The organism is Paraburkholderia sp. (genome assembly GCF_035656215.1).
Lineage (GTDB): Bacteria > Pseudomonadota > Gammaproteobacteria > Burkholderiales > Burkholderiaceae > Paraburkholderia.
On record NZ_DASRSY010000337.1, the window covers coordinates 1 to 12,940 of the forward strand.

The 12,940-nt window shown below is 62.2% G+C and carries 11 protein-coding genes; 10 read left to right on the forward strand and 1 reads right to left on the reverse strand.

The window, feature by feature from the left end; all coding sequences use genetic code 11:
- From argS to VFE81_RS19595, 6 genes are all read left to right on the forward strand, one after another.
- On the forward strand, window positions 1-1,711 hold a 1,711-nt coding region (gene argS / locus VFE81_RS19570; protein WP_325046174.1), incomplete at its 5' end, for an arginine--tRNA ligase.
- 61 nt (window positions 1,712-1,772) lie between these two features.
- Complete coding sequence (locus tag VFE81_RS19575; RefSeq protein WP_325046175.1) at window positions 1,773-2,585, forward strand: SPOR domain-containing protein; 813 nt, start codon at window positions 1,773-1,775, stop codon at window positions 2,583-2,585.
- Between the two features lie 184 nt (window positions 2,586-2,769).
- Window positions 2,770-3,408: a thiol:disulfide interchange protein DsbA/DsbL gene (locus tag VFE81_RS19580; protein ID WP_325046176.1), complete on the forward strand. Its 639-nt coding sequence runs from the start codon at window positions 2,770-2,772 to the stop codon at window positions 3,406-3,408.
- A 15-nt stretch (window positions 3,409-3,423) separates the two neighbouring features.
- On the forward strand, window positions 3,424-4,197 hold the full coding sequence (locus VFE81_RS19585) for an SDR family oxidoreductase (protein ID WP_325046177.1): 774 nt from the start codon (window positions 3,424-3,426) through the stop codon (window positions 4,195-4,197).
- Window positions 4,198-4,200: 3 nt separating this feature from the next.
- On the forward strand, window positions 4,201-5,049 hold the full coding sequence (locus VFE81_RS19590; protein WP_325046178.1) for a cobalamin-binding protein: 849 nt from the start codon (window positions 4,201-4,203) through the stop codon (window positions 5,047-5,049).
- A 385-nt stretch (window positions 5,050-5,434) separates the two neighbouring features.
- Window positions 5,435-7,021, forward strand: coding sequence for an ABC transporter substrate-binding protein (locus VFE81_RS19595; protein ID WP_325046179.1), 1,587 nt, complete (start codon window positions 5,435-5,437; stop codon window positions 7,019-7,021).
- An 84-nt stretch (window positions 7,022-7,105) separates the two neighbouring features.
- Here the strand turns inward: VFE81_RS19595 and VFE81_RS19600 are convergent, their stop codons facing one another.
- The gene (locus VFE81_RS19600) at window positions 7,106-8,176 is read right to left on the reverse strand and encodes an MBL fold metallo-hydrolase (protein ID WP_325046180.1); all 1,071 of its coding nucleotides are present in this window, start codon (window positions 8,174-8,176) and stop codon (window positions 7,106-7,108) included.
- A 218-nt stretch (window positions 8,177-8,394) separates the two neighbouring features.
- Between VFE81_RS19600 and VFE81_RS19605 the strand changes: the two genes are divergently transcribed.
- From VFE81_RS19605 to VFE81_RS19620, 4 genes are all read left to right on the forward strand, one after another.
- Complete coding sequence (locus tag VFE81_RS19605) at window positions 8,395-8,799, forward strand: MerR family DNA-binding transcriptional regulator (protein ID WP_325046181.1); 405 nt, start codon at window positions 8,395-8,397, stop codon at window positions 8,797-8,799.
- A gap of 211 nt (window positions 8,800-9,010) precedes the next feature.
- The gene (gene aceK / locus VFE81_RS19610) at window positions 9,011-10,840 is read left to right on the forward strand and encodes a bifunctional isocitrate dehydrogenase kinase/phosphatase (protein ID WP_325046182.1); all 1,830 of its coding nucleotides are present in this window, start codon (window positions 9,011-9,013) and stop codon (window positions 10,838-10,840) included.
- 103 nt (window positions 10,841-10,943) lie between these two features.
- Entirely contained in the window at window positions 10,944-11,720 is a 777-nt protein-coding gene (gene can, locus VFE81_RS19615; RefSeq protein WP_325046183.1) for a carbonate dehydratase, read from the forward strand.
- A 7-nt stretch (window positions 11,721-11,727) separates the two neighbouring features.
- Window positions 11,728-12,921 (forward strand): acetyl-CoA C-acetyltransferase, encoded by a 1,194-nt coding sequence (locus VFE81_RS19620; protein ID WP_325046184.1) that lies wholly within the window; start codon window positions 11,728-11,730, stop codon window positions 12,919-12,921.
- The last annotated feature ends 19 nt before the right edge of the window (window positions 12,922-12,940 follow it).

Consider the following 12,940-nt stretch of genomic DNA (forward strand, 5'->3'; position numbering starts at 1 on the left):
GAGCGAAGCCGCCTTCGTCTCGCCCACGATCACGCTGGAGCGCCCCAAAGTCGCCGCGCACGGCGACGTCGCGTGCAATGTGGCGATGCAACTCGCCAAGCCCTTGCGCGCCAACCCGCGCCAGCTGGCACAACAGATCGTCGACGCGCTGCTCGCGCAGCCGCAGGCCAAGGGTCTCGTGGATGCCGCCGAAGTAGCCGGCCCCGGCTTCATCAACCTGCGCCTCGCGGCCGCCGCCAAGCAGGCGGTGATCGCCGCCGTATTCGCTGAAAAGAACGCCTTCGGCCGTTCGCAGCGCGACGCCGGCAAGCATGTGCTGATCGAATTCGTCTCGGCCAACCCGACCGGCCCGCTGCACGTCGGCCACGGCCGCCAGGCCGCGCTCGGCGACGCGCTCTCGAACGTGCTGGCCTCGCAAGGCTGGGACGTGCATCGCGAGTTCTATTACAACGACGCCGGCGTGCAGATTCACACGCTCGCCGTGTCGACCCAGGCCCGTGCCCGCGGCATCGCCCCGGGCGACGAAGGCTGGCCGGCCTCGGCGTACAACGGCGAGTACATCGCCGACATCGCCAAAGACTATCTGGGCGGCGCCACGGTTGCGGCGAGCGACGGCGAGCCCGTCACCGGCGCGGGCGACGTCGAAGATCTCGATGCGATCCGCCGTTTTGCCGTGGCGTATCTGCGCCGCGAGCAGGACATGGACTTGCAGGCCTTCGGCGTGAAGTTCGACCAGTACTACCTTGAGTCGTCGCTGTACAAGGAAGGCCGGGTCGAGAAGACTGTCGAGGCGCTGATCGCCGCCGGCAAGACCTATGAACAGGAAGGCGCGCTGTGGCTGCGCACCACCGACGACGGCGACGACAAAGACCGCGTGATGCGCAAGACCGACGGCACCTACACGTACTTCGTGCCGGACGTCGCCTATCACGTCGCCAAGTGGGAACGCGGCTTCACCAAGGTCATCAACATTCAGGGCTCGGACCACCACGGCACGATCGCGCGGGTGCGCGCCGGCCTGCAAGGTCTCGGCGTCGGTATCCCGAAGGGCTATCCCGACTACATCCTTCACAAGATGGTCACGGTGATGCGCAACGGCGAAGAGGTGAAGATCTCCAAGCGTGCAGGCAGCTATGTGACGGTGCGCGACCTGATCGAATGGTCGGGCGGCGCCACGCCGGGCTCGGAAGCTGCCGTCGATCTGATCGACGAAGAGACGATTCGCCGCGGCCGCGACGCCGTGCGCTTCTTCCTGATTTCGCGGAAGGCGGATACGGAATTCGTGTTCGACATCGACCTGGCGTTGAAACAAAACGACGAAAATCCGGTGCATTACGTGCAGTATGCGCATGCACGGATCTGCTCGGTCATCGCCGAATGCAAGGCGCGCTACAGCACGGACGAGAGCACGCTGGCGCAGATGGACGTGTCGCCGCTCACCAGCGAACGCGCCATGGCCTTGCTGAACAAGCTCGCCGAGTTCCCGGACATGCTGGAGCACGCCGCCGACGAACTCGCGCCGCACGCGGTCGCGTTCTATCTGCGCGACCTCGCCGGGGAATTCCACTCGTTCTACAATGACAGAGCCGAACGCGTGCTGGTCGACGACGCAGTCGAGCGCAATGTACGCGTCGCGCTGCTTGCGGCCACGCGTCAAGTGTTGGCCAACGGTCTCGCGACGATCGGCGTCTCCGCTCCCGTCAAGATGTAAGTCCTCCGGCGCAACATGCACGCGGCCGTCGTTATAATCGACGGCCGTTCCAGGATTCTTTTTGCAGGTGATTCATACGATGGCAAAACCACGCCGCACAACAAAGCAATCGCAATCGAAACAAACCGGGGGGACTTTTCTCGGCATCGTGCTGGGCCTGATCGTCGGTCTCGCGATCGCGGTAGTGGTGGCGCTGTATATCACCCGCGCGCCCACGCCGTTCGTCTCGAAGGTCGCGCCGCCCGCTACGCCTGACACCGGCGCGAGTCAGGCGCAGCAATACGACCCGAACCGTCCGCTGCAAGGCAAGACGCCGGGTCAGCCGGTGCCGCAAGCCGCGCAACCGGCGCCGCCGAACACCGCACCGGGTCAGACCAACTCGCAGACCCAGTCGGGCATGCTGGAAGAGCCGCAAATCGTCGAAGTGCCGCCGTCGAGCGGCAATGCGAACGGCACGGCAGTCGCACCGAAGCCCGCGCAGGATAACGGCAACGGCACGGCCACCGCACCGGCGAAGAAGCCGCAAGGCGCCAGCGCACCGGCCACCACGGCGGCAAGCTCGGCACCGAAGAGCACGTCGTCCAGCACGGCGGCCAACGCCAAGCCGGGTTCGGGCGTGGCGCCGGGTGACGCGAACACGGGCTACTTCCTGCAAGTGGGCGCCTACAAGACCTCGGCCGATGCTGAGCAGCAGCGCGCGCGCCTCGCCTTCCAGGGCTTCGAATCGAAGGTCACGCAGCGCGACGCGGGCGGTGTGACCTACTATCGCGTGCGTATCGGACCATTCTCGAAGTTCGAGGACATGAATTCGAGCCGTCAGCGTCTGTCCGACGCGGGCGTGGATACAGCCGTGATCCGCTTTACGAAGCAATAAGCAAACAATAAACAAACGGTGATTTGCCGGAACGCGCCGCCGCCGAACTATCGGCGTGCGGCGCGAGTCACAGGCACAACCGACAAGCACAACGGACGACTAGAACGTCTAACGCCGACATTGAAAAGGGTGACGGGCATTTGCGTGGCGCCACCGCTTTACTGCCTACCTGGGTCAACAAAACATGAAAAAACTGCTGAGCATTCTGTTCCTTTCGCTGGGCCTCGTTGCCGCCACGGCGCATGCATCGCCGGCCGCGCCGGTGTCCGGCAAGGACTACACCGTGCTGTCCACGCCGCAACCTACGGACGTGCCCGCTGGCAAGATCGAAGTCATCGAATTCTTCTGGTACGGCTGCCCGCACTGCAATGAATTCGACCCGTACCTCGAGGCTTGGGTGAAGAAGCAGGGTCCTGACGTCGTGTTCAAGCGCGTGCCGGTTGCCTTCCGCGACGACTTCATTCCGCATTCGAAAATGTTCCACGCGCTCGACGCGTTGGGCCTCCAGCAACAGCTCACACCGAAGGTCTTCAATGAAATCCACGTCAACAAGAACTACCTGCTGACGCCGGAAGACCAAACCAAATTCCTCGCGAAGAACGGCGTCGATCCGAAGAAGTACATGGACGCGTACAACTCGTTCTCGACGCAAAGCGCGTTGCAGAAGGATAAGAAGCTGCTCGACGACTACAAGATCGACGGTGTGCCGACGATAGCCGTGCAGGGCAAGTATGAAACCGGTCCGGCTGCGACCAACAGCCTGCCTGGCACGATCCAGGTGCTGGACTACCTGGTCGCCCAGGTCCGCGCCAAGAAGATGTAAAGCCGAGGCGCCGGAATGAGTTCACCCCTGAAGGTTTTCATTACCGGCGCCTCAAGTGGCATCGGCCTCGCGCTCGCCGCCGAATATGCACGGCGCGGCGCGATTCTCGGCCTCGTTGCTCGCCGCGGCGACGCCCTCGCCGCCTTCCAGCAGTCCCATCCGCAGAATTCCATCTCTACCTATTCCGTCGACGTCCGCGACGCCGAGGCGCTCGCCGAAGCAGCCGCGCAGTTCATCGCGCAGCACGGTGTGCCGGACGTAGTAATCGCCAATGCCGGCATCAGCCGCGGCGCGCTCACCGGGCACGGCGATCTGCGCACGTTCCGCGAAGTGATGGACATCAACTACTTCGGCATGGTCGCCACCTTCGAGCCGTTCGCCGCCGCGATGGTCGCCGCGAAGAAAGGCACGCTGGTCGGGATCGCCAGCGTCGCCGGCGTGCGTGGCTTACCGGGATCGGGCGCGTATAGCGCGTCGAAGTCAGCCGCGCTCAAGTATCTGGAAGCGTTGCGCGTCGAGATGCGGCCGCTGGGCGTCGGCGTAGTCACCATCGCGCCCGGCTATATCCGCACGCCAATGACGGAGCACAACCCGTACAGCATGCCGTTCCTGATGGACGCCGACCGCTTCGCGGTGAAGGTCGCCGGGGCGGTCGAGCGGCAGACGGCCTTCGCCGTGTTCCCGTGGCAGATGCGTATCGCGACGATGCTGCTGCACGTGCTGCCGCGCTGGCTCTATGACCGCGCCTTCGAACGCGCGCCGCGCAAGCCCCGCGCCGTCGTCGAATAAATCATGCAGCCACGTGCGGTCGATGCAGCCGGCGTCGCACACAAAATGGCGGGCGTCGCTACGCGGGGCGCCCATGCGTCGGACACCCCTACCCGCATCGTCTCGCTGGTGCCGAGCATCACCGAATTGCTGTTCGCTCTGGGGCTCGACAGGCAAATCGTCGGGCGCACCGGTTTTTGCGTGCATCCACACGACAAGGTGCGGCAGGTACGCAAGGTCGGGGGCACCAAGGCGGTCAATGTCGACGCAATTCGCGCGTTGCGGCCCACCCATTTGATCGTCAATATCGATGAAAACGAGCGCGACACCGTCGAACAATTGCGCGCGTTCGTGCCGCATATCGTCGTCACCCATCCGCAGACGCCGCAGGACAATCTCTCGCTGTACGCGCTGCTGGGCACGATCTTCGACCGTGCACAAGAAGCGCAGCGCCTGAGCGAGGCGCTCGAAGCGCGTCTGCACGAGGCCGCCACGCGCGTGTTTCCTACGCAAAACGTGCTGTATCTGATCTGGCGCGAACCATGGATGACGGTCGCACGCGATACCTATATCGCCGCGATGCTGAGGCTCGTGAACTGGCAAACGTTGCCTGACGTAAAAGGCGGAGCGGCAGGCGCGGCACGCTATCCCACGCTCGACTTCGACCACGCGCCATGGCTTGCCGGCGTCGATCGCATATTCCTCTCAAGCGAGCCGTATCGCTTCACTCAGGCCCATTGCGACGCGCTGAAACGCGATCCGCGTCTGGCCGGCAAACGCGTCGAGTTGATCGACGGAGAGTTAGTGTCGTGGTACGGCGTGCGCGCTATCGACGGCATCGGTTATCTGCTCGAGCGCGCGGCCGCGCCATGAGCGCCCGCGCAGAGCCAAGGCCACCGGGTGGCGCCGCCTGCCGCGCGCATGCGCCGCATCACTGCCACACGCGGCGTGAAGCGTAGCCTGGCCACCGCGCGAAGCCGTGCCACAGCACACCGACTCACGCTGTCCATATGGATATGCGGATTAAATTGTTGTCGCCACAACCACCCTTCGATAAGCTTTCGCGAAGGCGAGGACGTGCAAGGACGTGCGGATAGCGCAACATCCAGACCATGCGCCAGCGCCGGAAACGTATCACAATAAAGATGACGGTCACGCTGCCCCCGAATATCGGACGGCCTGTTCCCCGTCCTTCGTCAACGGAATACAACCACACAACCAGACGCACTGCCTGACTGCGCTTGTTATGGGAGATCCTATGCGCTTCAAACTGCTCGCAGCCGCCGTACTGTTCACGGCGCCCGCGCTCGTGCTCGCCAAACCGCTGACCGTCTGTACCGAGTCGAGCCCCGATGGCTTCGATGTCGTGCAGTTCAATTCGCTCGTCACGACCAATGCGTCTGCCGATGTGATCTTCAATTCGCTGGTCTCGTACGACGAGGCCGCCAAGAAAATCGTGCCCTCGCTGGCCGACAAGTGGGACGTGAGCGCCGACGGCCTCACCTACACGTTCCATCTGCGCCCGAACGTGCAGTTCCAGACCACCGACTACTTCAAGCCCACCCGCGCGCTGAATGCCGACGACGTCGTCTTCACGTTCGACCGCATGCTCAACGACAGCAATCCGTGGCACAAGGTGGCGGGCGCGAGCGGCTTCCCGCATGCGCAATCGATGGGCCTGCCGAAGCTCATCAAGTCGATCAGCAAGGTCGACGACAACACCGTCAAGTTCGAACTGAACGCACCGGACGCGACCTTCGTGTCGATCCTGACGATGGGTTTCGCCTCGATCTATTCGGCTGAATACGCCGACCAGTTGCTCAAGGCCGGCAAGCAGGTCGATCTGAACTCGAAACCGATCGGCACGGGTCCGTTCGAATTGAAGAGCTACACCAAAGACGCGGTGATCCGCTACGACGTGAACCCGGCGTACTGGGGCGCGAAGCCGAAGATCGACCGCCTGATCTACGCGATCACGCCAGACGCCACAGTGCGCGCGCAAAAGGTGAAGGCCGGCGAATGCCAGATCGCGCTGTCGCCGAAGCCGCAGGATCTCGCCGAAGCGAAAGGCGACAAGTCGCTCGCCATTGTGCAGACGCCCGCGTTCATGACCGCGTTCGTTGCCCTGAATACGCAGAAGAAGCCGCTCGATAACCAGAAGGTGCGCGCCGCACTGAACATGGCATTCGACCGCACCACGTATTTGAAGGCGATCTTCGACAACACTGCGACGCCGGCCGTCAATCCGTATCCGCCGAACACGTGGAGCTACGACAAGGCCGTGAAGTCGTGGCCGTACGATCCGGCGAAGGCAAAGAAGCTGCTCGCGGAAGCGGGCTATCCGAACGGCTTCGAAACGACGATCTGGGTGCGTCCGAACGGCAGCGTGCTGAATCCGAACCCGAAAGCCGGCGCCGAACTGCTGCAAGCCGACTTCGCCAAGATCGGCGTGAAGGCGGAGGTGAAGGTGATCGAATGGGGCGAGCTGATCAAGCAGGCCAAACAAGGCCAGCATGACACGCTGTTCATGGGCTGGGCCGGCGACAACGGCGATCCGGACAACTATCTGTCGCCGCTCTTCAGCTGCAACGCCGTGAAGTCGGGGATCAATTTCGCGCGCTTCTGCGATCAGGATCTGGACAAGCTGATCGCCGACGGCAAAGCGACGCCGGATCAGGCCAAACGCGCGAAGGCGTATGAACAGGCGCAGCAGATTATTCACGATCAGGCGCTGTGGATTCCGCTGGGTTACCCGACCGCAGCGGCCATCACGCGTACGAACGTGAGCGGCTATCACGTGAGTCCGTTCGGACGGCAGAACTTTGGGACGGTGGCGGTGCAGTAAGCATCTGCCACGCCGTTTAAAGAAAAAGCCCGGTTGCGAAAAGCAATCGGGCTTTTTTATCGACGTATCAACCTATCGCAGCGATCAGGCCGAGAACCGGATCACCCCATCCGCATCCTGCGTGCGCTTCAACTCGCCGGCGAGCCACAGCAGATGCAAATGCGCCAACGCTTCGCCGAGCGCGAACGTCATCTGATGGATGTCGAGCTGGCGCTTGAACATCAGCGGCACAATATCCGCGGCGCTCTGCGGCTTCTCAGCACACGCCTCGCGCACTTCGGCCAGACGCGCGTCATGATGCTCACGCAGTTGCTTGATACGCGTGTGCACGCCGCGAAACGGCTTGCCATGCGACGGCAGCACGAGCGTGTCTTCGGGCATCGTCTCGTAGCGGCCGAGCGACTCCAGATACAGTGCGAGCGGCGTGCCTTCCGGCTCCATGCCGAACACCGAGACATTGGTCGAAATGCGCGGCAGCACCATGTCGCCGGAGATCAGCGTGCCCGTCTCTTCGCAATGCAACGCGCAGTGTTCGGGCGAATGACCGTAGCCGGTCACCACGCGCCATGTCCTGCCGCCGATCTTCACGCCATCAGCTTCGCGCAGGCGGCGGTATTGACCAGGAATCGCCGGCACGAGGCTCGCGTAGTAGCTCGTACGATTACGCAGCTTGTCGAGCGATGCCTCGTCGTTCAAACCATGGCGCGCAAAGTGCTGCGCCGCGGCCTCCCCGCCCGCGTTCGAACCGTCGCCGGCCGCCATCACGCGTGCCTGCATGTATTCGCCGAGCGTCATCCACAACCGCACGTCCCAGCGCTTCTTGTCGCCGCCGTTGCAGATCCAGTGCGCGAGGCCGATGTGGTCCGGATGGCAATGCGTGACGATCACGCGCAGCACCGGCAGGCCGTCGAGCACGGAGTCGAACACTTTCTCCCAGTTCTCCTTGATCGTGTCCGATGCAATGCCGCAGTCGACTACCGTCCAGCCTTGCTGACCGTCGATTTCATCGCGTAGCAGCCACAGGTTGATGTGGTCGAGCGCGAACGGCAGCGGCATGCGCAGCCAGAACACGCCGGGCGCGACTTCCATCGCGTGGCCCGCTTCGGGCAGCGTGTCGGTGAAGGGGTAGTCGAGTTGATGTTCGAGTGCATTCATTGTGGGTGTCTTCCTCCGTCGGCCGTCCGGCATGGCGAGGTATGCGATGCCGCACGGCGTGGTTGCGGCCCGGTCGTGACAAACCGGTGCCGTACTGCGCGGTGCCGTACTGCGCGGTGCCGTATTGCGCCGTAGTTGCGTTTCGATCAAGTTGACGATAACGTAAACGTCGATTCTATCGTTCAATCCGATTTTCTGCCCGGTCACGGGATGCCCCGATGAACACGCAATACACGATCACCGAGCTCGCGCGGGAATTCGACGTCACGCCGCGGGCGATCCGCTTCTACGAAGACCAGGGTTTACTCTCACCCAGCCGCGAGGGTTCGAGTGGCTTGCGGCGCGTCTATTCAGGCCGCGACCGAACCCGCCTGAAGCTCACGCTGCGCGGCAAGCGGCTCGGCTTCACGCTGTCGGAAATCCGCGATCTGCTCGATGTCTACGAGTCGCCGACCGACACCGTGCCGCAATTGCACGCCTTCCTTGCCACGGTGACGCGCCATCGCGAGGTGCTGGAACGTCAACTGGAAGACCTGAACGCGACGCTCGAGGACCTTGCGCAATACGAAACCCAGGCGCGCGCGCTGCTGGAGAGCGGCGTACGCGAGACCAAGTCCGCCTAAGCGGAGCTCGCGCAAATATTTTTGCAGAAAGTTGTGTCGATTAAGACATGCCAAACTGAGGCATTGAGCGGAGATAGTCTGAAAGTCGGCTAACGCCTGGCAACTTCCAAGAGACGCCAAGGCATGAGTCGAGCGGCGCGATGCGTCGCGGGCCCACCCGGACGATACAATCGCGGGTGTCTTCACGACATGGGACGAATGCACGGTCGACATGAATCACTTCCCCAAACTGTTGTCGTCGCAGATCGGCTTTGACGTCGCTCAGACGATGCTCGAAGGATTCGATCGGCACTACCGGATCTTCCGCGACGCTGCGATCCATGCCAAAACGCTCTTCGAAGCTGGCGATTGGCACGGCCTGCAAACGCTGGCGCGCGAGCGCATTACCTCGTACGACGATCGCGTCGAGGAATGCGTCGAACTGCTTGAAGACGAATACGACGCCGAGAATATCGACGACGAAGTGTGGCAGCAGATCAAGCTGCACTACATCGGCCTCCTGACCACGCACCGCCAGCCCGAGTGCGCGGAGACGTTCTTCAACTCAGTGTGCTGCAAGATCCTGCACCGTTCGTATTTCAACAACGACTTCATTTTCGTGCGCCCGGCGATCTCGACCGAATACATCGAGAACGACGAACCCGCCGCGAAGCCGACCTATCGTGCGTATTACCCCGGCAAGGACGGTCTTGCCGCGACGCTCGAGCGCGTCGTTACCAACTTCCAGCTGGAGCCACCGTTCGAGGATCTGAAGCGCGATGTCGGGTGTGTGATGCAGGCGATCCTCGATGCGTTCGGCGTGTTCGACGAAGCGCCCAACTTCCAGATTCACGTCCTCTCGTCGCTGTTCTATCGAAACAAGGCGGCATATATCGTCGGACGAATCATTAACGGCGACTTGCTATTGCCGTTCGCTGTGCCGCTGCGTCATTTGAAGCCGGGCGTGCTGGCGCTTGATACGGTACTGCTCAAACGCGATCAGTTGCAGATCATCTTCAGCTTTTCGCATTCGTATTTCCTGGTGGACATGGAAGTGCCGTCCGCTTACGTCGAATTTCTTGGCACGATCATGCAGGGCAAACCGAAGGCGGAAATTTATACCTCGGTGGGTTTGCAGAAACAGGGCAAGAATCTGTTCTATCGCGATCTGCTGCACCACCTGAAGCACTCCAGCGATCACTTCATCATCGCGCCCGGCATTAAGGGACTCGTGATGCTGGTGTTCACGTTGCCGTCGTTTCCGTATGTATTCAAGCTGATCAAAGATCATTTTCCACCGCCGAAGGAAACCACGCGCGAGCAGATCAAGGGAAAGTATCAGCTCGTCAAACGGCATGACCGGTTGGGCCGCATGGCCGATACGCTCGAATATTCGAGCGTCGCACTGCCGGTTTCGCGGCTCGATGAAGCGCTGGTGCGCGAACTCGAAAAGGAAGTGCCGTCGTTGATCGAATACGACGGCGACAACCTGGTGATTCGCCACATGTATATCGAACGCCGGATGGTGCCGCTCAATCTGTTCCTGCAAAACGGCAGCGACGCCGACGTCGATCACGGCATCAAGGAATACGGCAACGCGATCAAGGAACTGATGCAGGCGAACATCTTCCCTGGCGACATGCTGTACAAGAACTTCGGCGTGACGCGTCATGGCCGCGTCGTGTTCTACGACTACGATGAAATCGAATACCTGACGGAATGCAACGTGCGCGCCGTGCCGGCGCCACGTAACGAGGAAGATGAAATGTCGGGCGAGCCTTGGTACTCGGTCGGCCCGCACGACATTTTCCCGGAGACATACGGCACGTTTTTGCTCGGCGACCCACGCGTGCGCCGGTCCTTCATGCAGCATCACGCGGACTTCTTCGATCCAGCGCTGTGGCAACGGCACAAGGATCATTTATTGAAAGGCGAACTACCCGACTTTTTCCCGTACGACAGCAGCGTGCGCTTCTGCATCCGCTATCCGGAACGATTCGCCGATGCGGCGTCCGGCATCTCGGAGAGCCAGGCAGACGAGCGCACCGTGCGCGCGGCTTAAACCTCATGCGCATCCCGCGCCGCCCGCATTGTTGAATGCATCGTACGAACCTTATGTAACGACATCGACCGGTCAATCGGTCGAGCAACCGCCCAGACTCACCATGACCATGAACGCTTCTCCCGCTACCCATCCGCTGGCCCATCTGTTCGACAACAACGACGCGTGGGTGGCCCGCAAGCTGTCCGAAGATCCGGAGTACTTCTCGCGTCTCGCGCACCAGCAGACGCCCGAATATCTGTGGATCGGCTGTTCCGATTCGCGCGTGCCGGCCAATCAGATCATCGGCCTGCCGCCGGGCGAAGTGTTCGTGCACAGAAATATCGCCAACGTGGTGGTGCATACGGATCTGAACTGCCTGTCGGTGATCCAGTTCGCCGTCGATCTGCTCAAGGTCAAGCACATCATGGTGGTGGGCCACTACGGCTGCTCGGGCGTCGGCGCGGCGCTGCACGGCCGTCGCGTGGGTCTGGCGGATAACTGGCTGCATCACGTGCAGGACGTGCGCACCAAGCACGCCGCGTTGATCGAAGAGTGGCCGCTTGGCGAGGCGCGCCATCGTCGCCTGGTCGAGCTGAATGCGATCGAGCAGGTCATGAACGTATGCCGGACCACCATCATCAACGACGCATGGGCACGCGGCCAGGAACTCACGGTTCATGGCTGGGTGTATGGCGTCCATGACGGCAAGGTGCGCGACCTCGGCATGACAATCAACGACCCCGCGGCACTCGATGCAACCTACAAGCGCTGCATCACGGCCGTATCGGCCGGCGGTGCGTACCAGGAAGACAACGATGCAGCGGCCGCCGACGCGGCCCAGCTCGGCGATGTGCCGGCCATCGTCGAAGGTGTGATCAAAGAGCTTAAACACGAGTGAGACAAACATGAGCGAGACAAAGTCTGATCCAATCGTAATCGTAGGTGTAGCCCGCACGCCGATGGCGGCATTTCAGGGCGATTTCGCAACGCTAACCGCGCCGCAGTTGGGCTCGGTCGCAATCGAAGCCGCGGTGCAACGCGCCGGCCTGAAGCCTGAGCAGATCGACGAGGTGGTGATGGGTTGCGTGTTGCCCGCCGGTCTCGGCCAGGCACCGGCGCGTCAGGCCGCGCTCGGCGCCGGCTTGCCGTTGAGCACCGGCAGCACGACCGTCAACAAGATGTGCGGCTCCGGCATGCGCGCGGCAATGTTCGCGCATGACATGCTGGCCGCGGGCTCGGTCGACGTGATCGTCGCCGGTGGCATGGAGAGCATGACCAACGCACCGTACCTTTTGCCGAAGGCGCGTAACGGCATGCGTATGGGCCACGGCCAGGTGATCGACCACATGTTCTACGACGGTCTCGAAGACGCCTACGAAAAAGGCCGCCTGATGGGCACCTTCGCGGAGGAATGCGCGGCGTCGTTCGACTTCACGCGCGAAGCGCAGGACGCGTTCGCCATCGAGTCCCTGAATCGTGCAAAGCGCGCGAATGAAGACGGCTCGTTTGCATGGGAAATCGCGCCGGTGAAGGTGGAAAGCCGCAAGGGCGACGTGACCATCGATCACGACGAGCAGCCGTTCAAAGCGAACCTCGACAAGATCCCGACACTCAAGCCAGCGTTCAGTAAAACCGGCACGGTCACGGCGGCGAACTCGTCGTCGATTTCCGATGGTGCCGCAGCGCTCGTGATGATGCGCGAATCGACCGCGAAGCGTCTCGGCGTCGAGCCGCTTGCTCGCGTGGTTGGCCACGCCACCTTCGCGCAAGAACCGGCGAAGTTCACCACCGCGCCGGTCGGTGCGATTCGCAAGTTGTTCGAGAAGAACGGCTGGCGCGCCGACGAAGTGGATCTGTATGAGGTCAACGAGGCGTTCGCGGTGGTCACGATGGCCGCGATGAAGGAGCATCATCTGCCGCACGACAAGGTGAACGTGAACGGGGGCGCCTGCGCACTCGGTCATCCGATCGGCGCGTCGGGCGCGCGGATTCTCGTCACGCTGATCGGCGCGTTGAAAAAGCGCGGTCTGAAGCGTGGCGTTGCGACGCTGTGCATCGGCGGCGGCGAAGCGACCGCGATGGGCATTGAACTGGTTTAACACGCTGTTTCCAGGCGTT